Raw genomic sequence first — 16,971 nt, 5'->3', positions numbered from 1 at the left:
CCGGGCTTGTTTTGTTCTCTGGTAGAGCAGAGCAGGCTCAGGGCTACTGAAAGCCCGCTCCGTACCGCTTAGCGGTCGGAGCCGGGTAGTTTACCTCCCACCATCCCTAGGGGGCTGGCGGCAACGAGCAAGAAATGGTGGCGATCCCTGGCCTCATCTCCCGAACAGGCTTGATAGCCTAGAGGAAGCGAGATGTGGATACCCATGTCAGATACTCCTGCGGTCTTGGTAGAGCAACTTCAAAAGCGCTACGGATCCACAGTGGCCGTGGCGGACGTCTCCTTTCAGGTGGAACCCGGCCAGATCTACGGCATTCTCGGCCCCAATGGAGCGGGCAAGACCACCACTTTGCATTGCCTCTGCACCTTGCTCCGTCCCGACTCAGGCCGGATAGAGGTGTACGGGATCCCGGCCAGCGAAAACCCCAAAGCGGTACGAGAAAAACTGGGGTTTGTCGCCCAAGAGGTGGCCTTGGATAAGGTGCTGACCGGGCGAGAATTGTTGCAGTTGCAGGCCGACCTCTACCACCTGCCGCGCCCCCTGGCCCAAGAGCGAATCGCTGCCGTCCTGGAGCTGCTGGGGCTGACCGACCGTGCCGACCAGCGCATCGGTACCTACTCCGGCGGGCTGCGCAAACGCTTGGATCTGGCGGCAGGACTGCTCCATCAACCCCAGGTGCTGGTCTTGGACGAGCCCACGGTGGGCCTGGACATTCCCAGTCGGTTGGCCATCTGGGATTTTCTGCGCCAACTCAAGAACACAGGGATCACGGTGGTGCTCAGCAGCCATTACCTGGAGGAGATCGACCTGCTGGCGGATCGGGTAGCCATCATCGACCGGGGCAAGGTGCTCGCCGAGGGAACCCCAGAGGAGCTGAAAACCCGCGTCGGCGGCGAGCGCATCACCGTCAAGCTGCAGGAATTTGCCCCGGCAGAACTGGCCCAGCGGGGTGCCCAACTGCTGGGATCCCTGCCCTTTGTCCAGAAGGTGGTGATCAACAGCGCCCAGGGCAACGCCCTGAACCTGGTGGTGCAGCGGAATGGGGAGGATCCCCTCAGCCAGATCCGCGCTCACTTGCAAGCTCATGGGCTGGAGGTGTTCAGCAGCACCCAATCTCGTCCCAGCTTGGATGATGTGTATTTGGCGGCAACCGGGCAAACCCTGATGGATGCGGAGCTGGCCGCTGCCGAGGCCAATCTGGGCAAAAAGAAAAAGTAACTTCATCCCCTCATGATCGAGCCCCATTGATCCCTGTACAAAGGCATATCGAGATATTTATTGGTTGTATTGGTTGATGGATTAGATACTGCATTCATTCATCACACATTCATTGATCACAACTCTACAGGAGCTTGGGTATGACCTCTGCCTCTTCCCCGGTTCAATCTAACCCGATCCCCCTTTTGACGGCTGACTTTTGGCAGGAGACCTTCGCCCTCACGCGCCGCTTGTTTATCCAACTGAAGCGTCGCCCCACAACCTTGCTGGTTGGCATTATCCAGCCGTTGCTCTGGCTAATTTTGTTTGGGGCTTTGTTTCAGAATGCTCCTGCCGGCATTTTCGGGGCCGGACAAAACTACACCCAGTTTTTGGGGGCGGGAGTCATTGTGTTTACGGCTTTTGGTGGAGCCTTGAATGCTGGGGTGCCGGTGATTTTCGACCGAGAATTTGGCTTTTTGAACCGGCTGTTGGTGGCTCCCCTCACCTCTCGTTTTTCCATTGTTCTCGCCTCTAGCCTGTTCATCGTCAGCTTGGCGCTGCTGCAGACGGCGGTGATTGTGGGGGCAGATTACGCCCTTGGGGCCGGGATCCCCGACGGGCCAGGCTTGGCGGTGGTGGCCCTGATCGTGGGCCTGTTGGTCTTGGGCTTTACGGCGCTGAGCTTGGGCTTGGCCTTTGCCATGCCGGGGCACCAGCAATTGCTGGCTTTCATCTTTTTGGTGAACTTGCCCCTGATCTTTTCCAGCACGGCCTTGGCTCCCCTGAGCTTTATGCCCACCTGGCTGCGTTGGGTGGCCAGCCTCAACCCCCTCACCTTTGCCATCGAGCCCATTCGCCATGTCTACCGCAGCGATAGCTGGAGCTGGGCCGATGTGGTGCTGCAGGCTCCCTGGGGCGATCTCACCCTGGCGGGATCCCTGGGCCTCTTGACGGGGTTTGTCGTAGTGTCGGTTCTGCTGGTGCAGGGGGTGTTGCGCAAAAGTTTGGCCTGAGCCTCTCTGCCCAGGCTGTGCCCCTCAAAGCCATCGGCGGGAAGCGGACTTCTCCATAGCCGCCTGTGCCTGCTGCACCAGAGCCAGGGGGCTGTCCTGAGCCGGGGAGACGCTTAGAGAGGGGGTAAGGCTGCGAGCCTGCAGGGCCATGTGGAGCTGCAGTTCGGTTACGTACTCCCGCAGGCCAAGGCCGGACTCAGCAGAAGAACGGCTCGCTGCCGAGGGGTGAGATGCAGACATCATGGCAAGGAGTCCCTCGCGAAATGGCCACCGTTGCTCTGCTAAGCTATCACGCCTGCCCCTTTTCTGAAGGTTCCAAAATGTTAGCTTTGATTAAGCTTTGAAATCATTCGGCCATGGTGGTGCTCAAGGATTGGCAGCGCTCCAAGTTGGATCCCAGCGACGATGCCCTCTTCTACAGCTATCCCCGCTTTGTGACCCATGTGGATTCTGGCTTCATCGGCCAGCTCACCGATCTGTACCGCGAGCATCTGCGGCCCCAGACCCGGATTCTCGATCTGATGAGCAGTTGGGTCTCCCATTTGCCGCCTGAGATGGAGTTTGCCCATGTGGAGGGGCATGGGATGAACCCGGAGGAACTGGCGGCCAACCCCCGGCTCAATCACTTCTTCATCCAGAACTTGAACCAAAACCCAGTTCTGCCCTTCCCCGATCACTCCTTCGATGCGGTGCTGAATACGGTTTCGGTGCAGTATCTGCAGCAGCCGGAGCAGGTGTTTGCAGAGGTGTATCGCATTCTAAAGCCCCAGGGCCTGTTCATCGTCAGCTTCTCCAATCGCATGTTTTTCCAGAAGGCGATCCAGGCTTGGCGGGACAACTCCGAGGCGGGGCGGGTGGAGTTGGTCAGGCGCTATTTTGAGTCAGTGCCGGGGTTTGAGGTGGTGAAAGTGATCCAGCGGCCTGCCCCTATGGGTTGGCTGGGCTTTTGGGCAGGCGGAGGCGGGGATCCCTTCTATGCCCTAATTGGACAGCGGACGGCGGGGTAGAATTCTCCAGCTTGCCTGTGGCGTGCAGGCGGGATCCTTGGAAATATCCAACAAGAACCCATCATCCATCAGCTTTTTCAGCTTTGCTATCCTCGCTACCCTCAGAGGGCTGTTTTGTTCTCCGGTCTTTCTGACAGTGCTTCTCCACAAAACGGCGATCCTTCCCCCCTACCCATCTCAGCAATTGGGGAGGCGGGGCTGCTGCAGATCGTGCAGCGCTACTGTCCGGCCCAGGTGGTGGGGGATGATGCGGCGGTGTTGGCTGCTCCGGAGGGGCAGTTGGTGGTGACAACCGATGTGTTGGTGGAGGGAGTTCACTTCAGCGATTTGACGACCCCGGCCCATGCGGTGGGCTGGCGCGCGGTGGCCGCCAATCTGTCGGATCTGGCTGCGATGGGATCCCGTCCGCAGGCGTTGGTGGTGGGCTTGGGCTTGCCGGGATCCACGCCGGTCGCTTGGGTGGAGGAGCTTTATCAAGGGATGCAAGCCTGTTGCGCCCGCTGGGGATGTCACCTGGTGGGAGGGGATCTGTGTCGGTCGCCGCATCGGTTCGTGGCGATCACGGCTTTGGGAAGGGTGCAGCCGGGGCGGGCTATTCAGCGCAGACGGGCTCAACCCGGCGATTGGCTGGTGGTGACAGGGCCGCACGGAGATGCGCGGGCAGGCTTGGAACTGCTTCTCCATCCTGAACAGGGATCCTCAGCCACGGCAGCCGAGCGCGAGCAGTTGATCAGGGCTCACCAATACCCACGCCCGCGACTGGATCTGTTGCCCCTCTTAGAAGGGATCCCGGATCCCTTGCGCATTGCCGGCATGGATACCAGCGATGGTTTGGCAGATGCCCTGGTGCAGGTGTGTCAGGCCAGCGGGGTGGCGGCGAGGATCGAGGTGGAGCGGATCCCGATTTCAGAAGCTTTGCGGCAGGCTTTTCCGGCCCAAGCCTTGGAATGGGCGCTCTATGGAGGCGAAGATTTTGAGCTGCTCCTCAGTGCCGAGGTGTCGGTGGCCAAGCATCTGTTGGAAGAATTGCCAGGGGCCGTTTGGATTGGAGAAGTGACAGGCTGGGATCCGCAGGGAACCGTCTGGCTGAAGGACGGGCAAGCCCTCAGTCGTCAGCAAGCCTTCCAGCATTTCTAAGAGGCGTTGTGCTGCAGGATGGTCACCCAAACTGCCAACAGTTGAAGACAAATCTACTTGTGGGGGAAAACAAGCTTCAGGAAGGATTCGGTAACCTAGAAGCGGAGAGAAGTTGAGATAAGGAAGCAAATTGACTTGGAATAGCTTCAGGCAACTGCTCAGAACTCGGCAGAACTTGGAGAAGCATTGGAGACTCTACTCATGAAAGCTATCTTAACAGCAGCCATTCTTGGCCTGGCCGGGATCCCTTCGTTGGCCCCCTTGCCCAGTTCGGCTCAGCCGCTGTTTGAATTGGGTGCCTACCGCCTTGAGCAGGGGACGATTATCCCGGTCGGCAGCCTGAGCAGCGAAGAGCCGCAATACTTTTACCCGGACACCGTTTATCCCCTGGAAGTGGCCGTTACTCAGAACATTTTTGACAGCCAGGGGCGCTTGGTGATCCCGGCGGGTAGCCGCGTTTTTGGACAGATGGAACCTGCACCGGGCGGATCCCGCTTTGTCGGTACTTCTATTGTTCTCGGCGGTCGTACCTACAGCCTACGGGCTTCCTCCAACATCCTCCACGACGAAAAGGATCCCCGTCAGTATTCGGCTGAGGCCATTGCTCAAGATGCAGCCATTGGGGCAGCCGCAGGGGCCATTTTGGGGGCCATCACGGGCGGAGTCTCGGTGGGCAATGTCTTAGGAGGCGCCGTGACCGGAGTGGTGGTGGGCAATGTTACCGCTCCCCAGGTGGTGGTGCTGCGCCCCGGCCAATCTTTCAATCTGACCTTGGAAGCTCCGCTGACGCTGTGAGGTTCCATTTGGAGGTGTTGATGGTCGGCGACTTGTGATTCACTGGGGATCAAGTTGCCGATCCCTGTTTTCATTTCATGGCTACTGAATCCAAGCCCACTCCCCCCCTCTCCTCCACTGAGCACAGGTTTACGGCTGGAGAGGAAAGCTTCACCTACCAAGCGCTGGCCGGTTGGCAGACCCTTTTTCAGCGGGAAAAACCGGTGGCCGAGATCTTTCACGTCGCCTATCTGAAGCAAGACTCTGCTGCCCAGCACCGCCCTCTCACTTTTGTGTTCAACGGTGGGCCTGGGGCAGCCTCTGCCTACCTGCACATGGGAGCGCTGGGGCCCAAACGGATTGGCTTCGGGCCCAATGGCAGTTTGCCTCCCTCTCCGGTGCGGCTGGTGGACAATGCCGAAAGCTGGCTGCCCTTTTCCGATCTGGTCTTTGTCGATCCGGTGGGGACAGGGTTCAGCCGCGCCCTGCCCAAGGATTCTCAAGACGCCAAAGATTCCCGGGAGAAATCCGATCCGGCGGCCAAACCCCCTCAGCCGGATGCCAAGGCGGAGGAGCCTCCTAAGGAATCACCTTTCTGGGATGTGGAACGGGATTTGCAATCCTTGGGCGAGTTCATTCAGGGCTTCCTTTCCCGATACAAACGCTGGCTTTCCCCCATTTTCATTGCCGGCGAAAGCTACGGTGGGTTTCGGGTGGCGCGGCTGGCCAAGGAGCTGCAATCCAAGTTTGGCGTAGGCTTGTCGGGGGCCATTCTCATCTCGCCTGCACTTGAGTTTGGGTTGCTGGAGACCAACGATTACAACCTCAGCACTTGGGCAACGCTTTTCCCTTCCTACGTAGCTACAGCAGCTCATCATGGACGGTGTGGCTGGGGGGAGGATTTGCAGATCCTGCTGCCCAAAGCAGAACGCTTTGCCCGGCAACGTCTGCTGCCCCTCTTGGCTATGGGAGAGGCGATGCCAGAGGCAGAACGGCAAGCGGTGTATCAGGAGATGGCGGCAGGGATCGGCTTATCTCCAGAGTATGTGGCCCACAAAGGCGGGCGGATCGATATCGCCAGTTTTGCCCGCGAGCTGTTGCGGTCGCAGCGACTGGTGCTGGGGCTTTACGATGCTTCTGTAACCACGGTGGATCCCTTTCCGGATCGGCCTACCTTTGAGGGATCCGATCCCACCTTGGATGGGCTAGATCGCTTGTTCACGGCGGCCATCAACAGCCACTTGCGGGAGACCTTGCAAGTAGAAACGGAGTTGACCTATCACCTGCTGAACCTAGAGGTGTTCAAGTCCTGGCGGTTCACCCCAAAAGGAGAGTTGAAGCAAGGATTCATCGGCGCAATGGATGAGCTGCGCAGCAGCATGGCCCTCAACCCCCACATGCGGGTGAGCATTCATCATGGTTTTTACGACCTGGTCACTCCCTACTTTGCCTCGAATCACCTGGTGGATTTGATGAAGTTGGATCCACGGTTGAAGGCCAACCTCACCCTACGTCATTATCGCGGCGGACACATGTTCTACACCTGGGATCCCTCGCGATTGGAGTGGTTTACAGAAATGCGTGCGTTCTACTCAAAAACGGCTTCGGGCTCAGAGTTGCAAACTCTGCGCTAAGCAACTGGAGGATTGAGGCTCTTGGAAGCCTTAGCCGAGAGACTTGCCACAGCAGGTTTGCATATACATTGCATATACATATATTGATAAATATATTGATAAAATTGGATAAAATTGCATTGCCTTGACATCGAGAATCAGCCCTGATAGCATCTAGCCATGTTGGCCAGCCTAATCCTGTTCAGTTTTTGAACAAGAGCGGGGGAACCATTTCGGGGGCTTACTCTGAGCAAACGCCAGGGAGAGCATCTCTTAGCTCTAGCCCGTCAGCTAACCCCGTCGGCACTAAGAGGTGGCTACAGAGCTGTACGTCTGCCCTAGAGGGATTTTGCGTACATCGACTGGATGCCTTATCACGAACTGAGGAATCACGCCTTGGATTTCTTGGAAAGATCTTACAAGTCATAGCCTGAAAGTGACAGCCCAACCAAAGGGCTCACTTTTATGGTTACAAGTTAGGTTGAGACACTTCCCGACTGCTCTGCGCCGCTTCCGCAACCACCCCCGGCCCAAGGAAGAGAAAAGCTGGGAAGCAAGGCAACGGGACAGTTTCACTCTTGACTTGAAGTGACTATAGGTCTGAGAAGTGCTCCGCAACCCCTATTCTCGCAGCCAACGGGTGGTGCCATCTTTTTGATCGATGAGGGTGATGCCCAAGGCTTTCAACTGATCCCGAATGCGATCTGCCTCTGAAAAGTTTTTCGCCTTACGGGCTGCCGAGCGCTGCGCAATCAGCTCCTCGATCTGCTCTTCTCGGATGAGTTGGTTCTCTCCCTTTTCAAAGTGAAGTTCCCCGTTTGTAGCTGCTTCTGTGGATCCCTCGAATTCGGAGAATGAGGGCCAACAGAATCCCAGAGTAGCCAAAATCTCCAGCAGAGCGGCGCTTTTTTGCCTCAGGGCCTGAGGCTCTAGGTGGGTTTGGCCTTGATGGGTGAGCAGGTTGTGTTCGCGGGTGAGTTCTTTGGCCAATTCAAAGGCGATAGCCAGCGCTCCAGGGGTGCCAAAATCATCGTCCATGGCAGCTTGGAAGGTTTGCATGGCCTCAGCATCAGGGGATCCCTTTTCTTCTTTGCAGAAGTGCTGGGCACAGTGGATCCCTTTCTGGAGGGTTTCCCAGCCACGGCTGGCTGCCTGCATGGCTGCCTCGGTGAGGTCAATCGGGCTGCGGTAGTGGGTCTGCAACAGGAACAGCCGCAAGGCCATGGGGTGATAGACGGCGAGGGCCTGTCGCAGGGTGGTGAAGTTGCCCAAAGATTTGGACATTTTCTCGCCGTTGATGTTGAGAAAGCCGTTGTGCATCCAGTATTTGGCCATCGGCTTGCCGGTGATTGGCTCCGATTGGGCCAGCTCATTTTCGTGGTGGGGGAAAATCAAATCTGCCCCGCCGGCGTGAATGTCGATGTGATCTCCTAGGGTCTCTCGCACCATGGCGGAACATTCGATGTGCCAGCCCGGTCGTCCCCAACCCCAAGGGGAGGCAAACCCCGGCTCAGAAGGGGGGGCCGCTTTCCAAAGGGCAAAGTCGAAGGGATCCTGTTTGTCGGCTCCTTCTTCTCCTACCCGGCCACTGGCTCCCGCCTCCATCTCCTCCAGTTTTCGACCGGATAGCTGGCCGTAATCCGGGAATTTGCGGACAGAGTAGTAAACAGAGTACTGAATAGAGGTGGGGGTCTCCGGCTTGTGCCCGGTTTGCCGGAGGGAAGACGGGTCGGTCTGGTGTCGAATCGGATCCCGTACCCGGTAGGCAAAGCCTTTGAGCTCCAAAGATTGGATCAACTGGAACATGGCTTGCAGCGATTGCGTTGCCCTGGGGTAGAGATCGGCCCGCTTGATGTTCAGGCGATCCATGTCCTGGAAATATTCGGCGATGAAGCGTTCCGCCACCGCCTGCATCGATTCGCCACGTTCCAACGCCCGCTTGAGGATCTTGTCGTCCACATCGGTAAAATTCTGCACATACTTCACTCGGTAGCCGCGCCACTCCAAGTAGCGACGCACCATGTCCCAAACCACGTAGGTACGCGCATGGCCGAGGTGGCAGAGGTCGTAAACCGTTACACCACAGACATACATCCGCACCAGGGGCTTCTCCTCCGCAACTGGAGCTGCAGATCCCTGGGAATTGCCGACGGAAACGGATTGAGATCCACCTGCTGCCAGCGGCTGAAACACTTCCTTGCGGCGAGTCAATGTGTTGTAGACAACCAAATCCATTGATATCCCTAGTTTGTAGTTTCAGCTACAGCAAAACAGGCTTTGTCTTCCAAAAAAGTACGATGGCACATTTTATCCTGAATCGGATAAGGCTCGACAAAATCTCAACGGGCCAAGGGCTGGAACCATTGTGGGGCAAGCATTTTGGCTGAAATTACCTGCCAAGACTTGTCTAGATTTGTTAACTACGGTACTCTAACCTGAGTGCGAGCCAGCCTGTTCATTAGCGAGCTCCACCCCGGCTTGAGTCACCCCTGGGGTGCTCGGTGCCAAGGGGCTTGTGCCCCTCATTTTGACATCTTCTTCTCTTGCACTCTAGTGTCAGCCTGTTGGTGTGAGGATGCCTTTAAAACCCACTTTCCCAAGTCCCCAAAAGGGGGAGCCGGATTTCCGCGGTGCTGCCGTGAGCACCCTTTTCCCCCCACCCCCAAAGGGGATCCCTTCAGAACAGTCCTGGACTTCTGCGGATTCATCTGCCGAGGAAGCCTATCTTCTGGAGTGGGCTCCAGCCCCTCTCTCTGGGCGGTCGAAGCCAAGATGGGTTGGTTTGGCCCTCTCTCTCAGCTTAACGGGCCTGGTATGGCTTCTGAAGCTGGAGGCGGATCCCTGCGCAGAAGCTGGGGAAGAGCAGCTGCCGGCCACCCCCAGGTGCCCAACCGAGCCTGAGACAGCCCATCCAGAGCCGGGGGATTCTGCTCCTGCGCGTCGGGGATATCCGGCTTGGGCCACCGGTCTTTTGCTGATGCTGGGCTTAGCCGGGGTCGCCACCCTACAGCAGCGACAGTTGAGCCGCCACCCTTGGGGATCGCTATCTCCGGCTGTAGAGCCGATCCCTCCCTCTGTGCATACGCTATCCGGCGCTCTGCAGCAAAACTACGAGCAGAAAAGGGAGCAACTGCGCCAAGCTTTCGCAGAAAGACGGATCCCGACAGGAGAAGGGCCTAGAGGCATCCTGGAGCATGAAATTCAGCCGGGGGAAACCCTCTGGCAACTGACCCAGATGTATCAGCTCGACGCGGCTGCCATCACCGTCTCCAACGGTATTCAGGCCAGTACTGAGCTGAAGCCGGGGCAGAAGCTGCTGATCCCCAGCCAACCGGGATTGATCTACACCGTCAAGCAGGGAGACACGCTGGAGGACATTGCCAACCGCTACCAAGTTCCCCAGCAGCGGATCATCGAAGCGACTCCCCTGGAGCGCCCGGAATATCTGCGCATTGGCCAACGCCTGCTCATCCCCGGCGATGTGGGCGAGTTGATCCAGCGTCAGAAGGAGATGATCGCTGCCCAGAAAGCTCGCGAAGAGGAAGAGCGCCGCCGGCAGGAAGAGGAAGCCCAACGCCAAGCCGAAGCCCAAGCCCGATTACAGGCCGAGCAGCAACGCCGGGCCCAGCAGATGGAACAAGAACGGCAAGCCCTCTTGGCCGGTGGATCCCTGACCCACACGGTTGGAGCCGGTGACACCATCGAACGGATCGCCGCCCGCTACGGGGTAACTCAGCGGTCTATTATTCAAGCCAACAACTTGCGCAATCCCCATTGGCTGCGCATTGGCCAACGCCTTACGATTCCGGCGCCGGGTACGCAGCCCACCCCTGCTCCTGCCCGACGAGCTCAGAGCCAGCCACAAGCTCGGCCAGCGCCGCCAGCGCCCCCTCCAGCTCCTCCTCAGGCCCGCAGCAGTGGGTTTATCTGGCCGGTCTCCGGGCAAATCACCTCTGGCTTTGGCTACCGTCGCGGTCGCCTTCATGCAGGGGTAGATATTCCTGGCCCCGTGGGATCCCCCATTGTAGCCGTTCAGGAGGGAGTGGTGATCTTCGCGGGGAATGCTGGGGATGGCTACGGCAATCGAGTGGACATTCGCCATCCCAACGGAATTGTTACTCGCTATGCCCACGGCCATCAGATTTACGTTTCCACAGGCCAGTACGTGCAGCAGGGGCAGACAATCATGAGCCGCGGCAGCACTGGCTGGAGCACAGGGCCGCATCTGCACTTTGAAGTCCGCCCCGGCGGGGGCGCGCCTGTGGATCCCCGGCCCTATCTGCCCTGATCCTGTCCCAAAGCGAGACTACACAGAACAGCCAGCCTGGCCATAAATTGCTAGCCTAAAGACAGCTACCCTAAAGACAGCAAACTCCAGACCGTAGGAACACGCCGATGCAGTGGGTGAACGCGCTCTCCCAGCTCCCTTCCCTAGAAGCGGCTCTGCGGCAGGTGGTGGAGGAAGCCAAGGCCAAGCTTCAGGCGGCCCAGCTGAAAAGTGCCTTGAGTCGGCAGGTGCAGACGGTGGGATCCGGCAGCTTGCCGGGGCTGCTGACGGGGTATGTCCCCTCTCAGCCGCTGCGGCCCAACCTGGGGGTTTTGTTTGTGTCGGCGGCCTTTGCCAGCGAATACATCCGGGTGTTGCCATTGCTGTCGGGGCTGCTGGAGGTGGACGTTTTGATCGGCTGCTCCGGGGGTGGCATTGTGGGTGGCGGGCATGAAATTGAGGATGGCCCGGCTCTCTCCTTGTCTTTGGCGGTCATGCCGGAGGTGGTGCTGCATCCTTTTCATCTGCGGGGGAACCAATTGCCAGACTTGGATGCGGCTCCTTCTGCCTGGGTCGATTGTGTTGGGGTTTCGCCGCAGAGCAAGCCTCATTTTCTGCTCTTGGCCGATGGATTTTCCTCTGGCATCTCAGAGTTGCTGCAGGGGTTGGATTTCGCCTATCCGGGATCAGTCAAAGTGGGGGGATTGGCCAGTGGGGGCCGCGGCCCTCGGGGCAATGCTCTGTTTTTGCTGGATGCGCGTACCCTCACACCTCGGCGGGAGCTGTATCGAGAGGGCACAGTGGGGCTAGCGCTCTACGGCAATGTGGTGCTGGATGCAGTGGTGGCCCAGGGGTGTCGCCCCATTGGGGATCCCTTGCGGGTGACGGAAGCAGAGGGGAATGTGATTCTTGGCTTGGAGGGTCGCCCTCCTCTAGCGGTTTTGCAGGACTTGGCAGAGCGGCTCAGTCCCGTGGATCAGCGATTGGCCCGCCACTCTCTCTTCATCGGCCTGCTGATGGATGAGTTCAAGTCGGAGCCGACGCCGGGAGATTTCCTCATTCGCGTAATCTTGGGCGTTGATCCGCGCGTGGGGGCGCTGGCCATCGGGGATCAGGTGCGCCCTGGCCAGACGGTGCAATTTCATCTGCGGGATGCCCAGACTTCGGCAGAAGATCTGCGTTGGGCCCTCAGCCGCTATTGTGCCGAGCGCAACTTGAGGCAAAGCCCCTCTCAACCGAGGCCGGAGCCTTGTGGGGCGTTGATGTTCTCCTGTTTGGGGCGAGGCAAGGGCCTGTACGGCACTCCCGATTTTGACTCGCAACGGTTTCGGGAATTGCTTGGAGAGCTGCCCTTGGGGGGGTTCTTTTGCAATGGTGAGATCGGCCCCGTTGGGGGATCCACCTTTTTACACGGCTACACTTCCTGCTTCGGGATCTTCCGGCCCGCCCACTAGGGGTGGATCCCTCGCCCTAAGAGCCGGCGAAATTGGATAGACTGGGGATCCCATGTCAACAGCTTGGTCAAGGATTTCTCATGCAGCTTCATCTTAGCGAGCCGCCACTCACTCAAGGGGAATGTGCCCTGGTCTATTGCTTTGCCGCTTCCGGCGGGAATGGCCGCTTTCCTCTGCCCCCTGAGATCGCCTCTTGGGATGAAAAGGCGTGGTCAGGGCTGGTGGCGGAAACCGTTCAGGAGCAGGGGTTTCAGGGGAAGCCGAATAGCAGTGTTGCCCTGCGCCTGACAGGAGAGATCCGCAAACTGGTGTTGGTGGGGCTAGGGGATCCCGCCGCCCTAACGCTAGAAGCCCTACGACGGGCCACAGCCAACGGCCTGCGCCAGGCTCACAGCCTAAAAGCCAAGCAGGTGATGCTGTCTTTGCCGGAGACGGGGTTGGATCGGGTGCGCGTGGTTCAGGCGGTGGCCGAAGCCTGCCTACTGGTGGCGCACCGGGACAATCGGTTTAAATCTTCAGCCAAAGGGGAAGAGGAAAACAGCTTTTCTGTGCAGGAAGTAACCCTTTTGGTGCCGGGGCTGGCCCAGGCCCGTTCTGACTACGAGGCCGCGCTGCGGCGGGCCATTGAGATGGCGGCAGGAACCATCTTGGCTCGGGAATTGGTGGCTGCCCCCGCCAACATTGTTACTCCTCTCGCCCTGGCCGATACCGCCCGCCAACTGGCCCAGGAATATGGCCTAGAGGTGGAGATTCTGGGACAGGAAGAATGCGAAGCTCTGGGGATGGGGGCTTTTTTGGGTGTGGCCAAAGCCTCTGATCTGCCGCCCCAGTTTATTCACCTCACCTACAAGCCGGCACAAGGGGATCCCGTCACCAAATTGGCCCTGGTGGGCAAGGGGCTGACCTTTGATTCCGGTGGGCTGAACATCAAAACCGACTCCCGCAGCATCGCCATGATGAAAACCGATATGGGGGGAGCAGCGGCAGTTTTGGGAGCTGCACGGGCCTTAGCCGCCCTCAAGCCGCAAGTGGAGCTGCACTTCATCGTCGCCGCCACGGAAAACATGATCAGCGGCCATGCCATCCACCCAGGGGATATCCTCACCGCCTCTAACCAAAAGACCATCGAGGTCAACAACACCGACGCAGAAGGTCGCCTCACCTTGGCGGATGCACTGGTGTTTGCGGAAAAGCTGGGCGTCGATGCCATCCTCGATCTGGCTACCCTGACCGGTGCCTGTGTGATTGCCCTGGGGGAAGAAATTGCCGGCTTGTTCACCCCGGATGAGACGTTGGCCCAGGAGCTACAGCAAGCTGCCAACCTTTCCGGCGAAAAAATCTGGCGCCTGCCGCTGGAAGAAGGCTACTTCGAGGGTCTCAGCTCCATTGTGGCCGACATGAAAAACACCGGCCCCCGCTCAGGGGGATCCATCACCGCTGCCCTGTTCCTGAAGCAGTTTGTGGAGAAAACCCCTTGGGCCCACCTGGATATAGCAGGCCCCGTTTGGACAGAGAAGGATGCAGGCTACAACAACAAAGGGGCCACCGGTTATGGGGTGCGCACCCTGGTGGAGTGGGTCTTGGCGCGGCAAGCCGCAGCAGCTTGCTCATAACCCCGCCTTTCTGGACGTTGGGCCTTGAAAAAGCATCTACTGAGGGAGGAGCCAAGGGCTGCTTGGCTGGAGCTGTCCGATCCCTAAAATAGGCTTAAAAAAGAGTCTAGGTATTGAGTAGCACTTTGCAAGGCTTCCCCTCAGGGAATAGGATCCCCGCATCAAAGTAGCTGGCACAAGGCCCCCTGCGCCGGATCCTCCCATGAAAGACCTTTACCGCGAGCTGGAATTACAGCCCAATGCAACTCTAGAAGAAATTAAAGAGAGCTACAGGCGGCTTGCCAAAGAATACCATCCCGATAAACTTCACCCAGATACACCTGTTAAGGGGCGGCAGTACATTGAGGAAAAGTTTAAGTCTATTCAGGAAGCATACTCGGTCCTGAGTGATCCTGTGAAGCGAAAAGCCTATGACTCCCAAAGGCTTTCCCAGACTTCGCCCACAAAAGGGAGCGGGTATGACCAAGACTTAAAAGCAGAACGCGGTTACAGCACACAAGATGGCAAACCTTGGCCCTTTGACTTCGACAAGATAAAGGAAGCTGCAGAAGAGATAGAACGTCGTAAGAAAAACATCGAGGCCAACTATAACCAAAGAGTAGAGCAAGTTAAGTCTGAGTTAAGGAGAAACTTGATCTCTATTGGAATAAAACAAGAGGAAGCTAAAATTGATCATACCTTTGCCACCAAAAGTGACACTATACTGGGTGCCCTCTCGCTTTTAGTCCTGAGCTTGTTCATTGGTGCCTTAAGTAGCTCAATCGGGCTTGTGCTCTTTCTAATCTCAGTTATTAGTCTTTTTATGGCCATTTTTGATAAAGGATATAGCAAGTCGCAAGTTGAGAGCGCTAAGAAGCCACAGGAAGAGGCAAAATCAGTAATAGCCCAGATAGAGAAAGATAGGAACTCGAAGCTTTCCCAGCTTGAGCTTCACTGTAGAAGTAGGATCGATCATTTTAAAGCTGTCCCTATCGAATCTATATCCCCATTTTATAAGTGGGCTGAGTGGGGAGGATCAGCTATTTTTGCTAACTGCAATGAAGGAAAAGGCAGATGCTAAAAGCCTAGAAGAAAACTTGAAGATAGCGGCTGGAGTTGCTGTGGGTATTGGCATACTAGCCGCCTTATTTGGGCTGGGAGGTGGATTTCACCCATTCTGAATCTCAAGAAGAGGCAAAACACTGCTTCATCTCCTGCAGCACCTGGGCATCTTGAGAGGCCGTTCTCGCGCCCGCTTGAGCAGCCCAGCACTTAAGACTCTCGATTTGGTCGCGGGCAATCGAGGCCAAAGGCACGGTTTCGCGGATGGCCTGCAGGATATCCTCTTGGGTAAAGTCCCGCCGAGTGCTGCTGCCACTGCCCCCAAAGGCGTTGTACATGGCATCTACGATGGCTTGCTCGATCTCGGCCCCGCTGAAGTCCTGAGCTGTGGCTGCCAAGGCTTCCAGGTCGAACTCCCGCAGGCGGCTGGGGCGCAACCGCTGCAAATGCACCCGGAAGATCTCTTTGCGCTCAGCGTGGGTGGGCAGGTTCAAGAAGAAAATCTCGTCAAAGCGGCCCTTGCGCAACAGCTCTGGCGGCAGCAGCGGCACGTTGTTGGCAGTGGCCACAATGAAAACGGGGCTGGTCTTCTCCTGCATCCAGGTAATCAGGCTGCCAAACACCCGGCGGCTGGTACCAGAATCTCCATCGGCACTGCTGGTGATGTTGCCAAAGGCTTTGTCGATCTCGTCGATCCAAAGCACGCAGGGGGCCATCGCCTCTGCCAGTTGGATCATCTGCCGCACCCGGCTTTCCGACTCGCCGACGATGCCGGCAAACAGCCGCCCGGCATCCAATCTCAGCAGGGGCAGCCGCCACTCATTGGCGATGGTCTTGGCGGAGAGGGATTTGCCGGTGCCCTGGATCCCGACCAGCAGCACGCCCTTGGGGTTGGGCAGGCCATAGCGACGCGCCTCTTCGGTAAAGGCTTCTTGCCGCACTCGCACCCAGGCCTTGAGGTTATCCAGGCCCCCCACACTTTTGAGGGTCTCGCGGGCGGTGAAAAACTCCAGGATGCCGGTTTGGCGGATGGCCTGCTTTTTCTCCTCCAGCACCAGGTCGATATCGGCTTCGTTGACCTCCTGCTTGGCGGCCAAAGCGCGGGCCAAAACGCGGCGGATACGTTCTCGGCTCAGTCCCTGACAAGCTTTGACCAGTTGCTCGCGGGCCAGAGGGGTGAGCTTGAGTTTATCTGGGGCCACGTAGAGCTGGATGAGGCGGCTGATCTCTTCGCTATTGGGCAAGGGAATATCGACGACGGTGACCTCCTCTGCCAGGTCGCTGGGCACTTCCAGGGTGTGGCTGAGCAGGATCAGCATCTTGCGGGTGCGTTTTAGCTCGCGGCTGAGGTTTTTCAGCTCCCGGATGATGGGAGCGTTTTTGTCGCTGGTGGCGTTGCGCAACACAAAGTGCAGATCCCGCAGCACAAAGAGAGTGTCCTCGTTGGGGGCAGAGCGCCACACCCGCCCCAGAGCTGCCATGATGGAGCCCCGATCCTCGCCTGTATCTTGCCAGCCCCGCACCAAGTCCCAGAACAACAATTGCCGCGGTGGGTCTGTCCGTCTGGCTACTTGGGTTAGCACGGCATCGGCAGGCTCTTCTTCTGGAGAGACCAAGTAAACCAGGGGGTAGCGGGCCCGGATCATCAAATCCAGCTCTGTCACCAGCCCTGCTTGCAGCTCCGCCGGGATCTCGACCAGGGCAGGATCCCTGCTGTCTGAATTTGTTTTTCTTGCGGCTTCTGTCATCGCCTCTGGAGTTTAGAACATCCTTACTTCATCTTCCTCTCACTTGTTCAGAAACCATTTGGATTGGAACAGCCAATAAGCAGCAAAATGCTCACGGTTGAGCT

General features: G+C 57.9%; 13 protein-coding genes and 1 riboswitch. Of the genes, 10 read left to right on the top strand and 3 right to left on the bottom strand.

Going from position 1 to position 16,971, the window contains the following annotated elements:
- The first annotated feature begins 204 nt into the window (after positions 1–204).
- Both ACVWVQ_RS03730 and ACVWVQ_RS03725 read left to right on the top strand, forming a co-directional pair.
- A complete protein-coding gene (locus ACVWVQ_RS03730) occupies positions 205–1,218 on the top strand; it encodes an ATP-binding cassette domain-containing protein (protein ID WP_457506932.1) in 1,014 nt (337 codons plus the stop codon).
- A 140-nt stretch (positions 1,219–1,358) separates the two neighbouring features.
- A complete protein-coding gene (locus tag ACVWVQ_RS03725) occupies positions 1,359–2,213 on the top strand; it encodes an ABC transporter permease (RefSeq protein ID WP_457466932.1) in 855 nt (284 codons plus the stop codon).
- Positions 2,214–2,237: 24 nt separating this feature from the next.
- Here ACVWVQ_RS03725 and ACVWVQ_RS03720 read toward each other — a convergent pair whose 3' ends face one another.
- Complete coding sequence (locus ACVWVQ_RS03720) at positions 2,238–2,453, bottom strand: hypothetical protein (protein ID WP_457466954.1); 216 nt, start codon at positions 2,451–2,453, stop codon at positions 2,238–2,240.
- Between the two features lie 116 nt (positions 2,454–2,569).
- Between ACVWVQ_RS03720 and ACVWVQ_RS03715 the strand changes: the two genes are divergently transcribed.
- The 4 genes from ACVWVQ_RS03715 (at position 2,570) to ACVWVQ_RS03700 (ending at position 6,765) form a co-directional block, all read left to right on the top strand.
- Complete coding sequence (locus ACVWVQ_RS03715) at positions 2,570–3,220, top strand: class I SAM-dependent methyltransferase (protein ID WP_414408005.1); 651 nt, start codon at positions 2,570–2,572, stop codon at positions 3,218–3,220.
- A 114-nt stretch (positions 3,221–3,334) separates the two neighbouring features.
- On the top strand, positions 3,335–4,357 hold the full coding sequence (gene thiL / locus ACVWVQ_RS03710) for a thiamine-phosphate kinase (RefSeq protein WP_457466933.1): 1,023 nt from the start codon (positions 3,335–3,337) through the stop codon (positions 4,355–4,357).
- A gap of 201 nt (positions 4,358–4,558) precedes the next feature.
- Entirely contained in the window at positions 4,559–5,152 is a 594-nt protein-coding gene (locus ACVWVQ_RS03705) for a hypothetical protein (protein WP_414417320.1), read from the top strand.
- 77 nt (positions 5,153–5,229) lie between these two features.
- The gene (locus ACVWVQ_RS03700) at positions 5,230–6,765 is read left to right on the top strand and encodes a S10 family peptidase (protein ID WP_457506930.1); all 1,536 of its coding nucleotides are present in this window, start codon (positions 5,230–5,232) and stop codon (positions 6,763–6,765) included.
- 158 nt (positions 6,766–6,923) lie between these two features.
- Positions 6,924–7,065: riboswitch (cyclic di-AMP (ydaO/yuaA leader) on the top strand.
- Positions 7,066–7,365: 300 nt separating this feature from the next.
- On the opposite strand, the gene ACVWVQ_RS03695 is transcribed toward ACVWVQ_RS03700, so the two are convergent.
- Positions 7,366–8,979 carry a cysteine--tRNA ligase gene (locus tag ACVWVQ_RS03695; protein ID WP_457466935.1) on the bottom strand — a complete coding sequence of 538 codons (1,614 nt, stop codon included), beginning with the start codon at positions 8,977–8,979 and terminating at the stop codon, positions 7,366–7,368.
- Positions 8,980–9,526: 547 nt separating this feature from the next.
- Between ACVWVQ_RS03695 and ACVWVQ_RS03690 the strand changes: the two genes are divergently transcribed.
- From ACVWVQ_RS03690 to ACVWVQ_RS03675, 4 genes are all read left to right on the top strand, one after another.
- Positions 9,527–11,032, top strand: coding sequence for a LysM peptidoglycan-binding domain-containing protein (locus tag ACVWVQ_RS03690; protein ID WP_457466936.1), 1,506 nt, complete (start codon positions 9,527–9,529; stop codon positions 11,030–11,032).
- Between the two features lie 107 nt (positions 11,033–11,139).
- On the top strand, positions 11,140–12,465 hold the full coding sequence (locus tag ACVWVQ_RS03685; RefSeq protein WP_011433416.1) for an FIST signal transduction protein: 1,326 nt from the start codon (positions 11,140–11,142) through the stop codon (positions 12,463–12,465).
- Positions 12,466–12,545: 80 nt separating this feature from the next.
- Positions 12,546–14,078, top strand: coding sequence for a leucyl aminopeptidase (locus ACVWVQ_RS03680; RefSeq protein ID WP_457466938.1), 1,533 nt, complete (start codon positions 12,546–12,548; stop codon positions 14,076–14,078).
- 202 nt (positions 14,079–14,280) lie between these two features.
- The gene (locus ACVWVQ_RS03675) at positions 14,281–15,138 is read left to right on the top strand and encodes a DnaJ domain-containing protein (RefSeq protein WP_457506928.1); all 858 of its coding nucleotides are present in this window, start codon (positions 14,281–14,283) and stop codon (positions 15,136–15,138) included.
- Positions 15,139–15,241: 103 nt separating this feature from the next.
- Here ACVWVQ_RS03675 and ACVWVQ_RS03670 read toward each other — a convergent pair whose 3' ends face one another.
- Positions 15,242–16,765, bottom strand: coding sequence for an AAA family ATPase (locus ACVWVQ_RS03670; protein WP_414408083.1), 1,524 nt, complete (start codon positions 16,763–16,765; stop codon positions 15,242–15,244).
- Positions 16,766–16,971 lie beyond the last annotated feature (206 nt).

The organism is Thermostichus sp. MS-CIW-36, from assembly GCF_054059035.1.
Note: the sequence above shows the minus strand (reverse complement) of the source record. Positions and strands in the feature narration are given on the sequence as shown.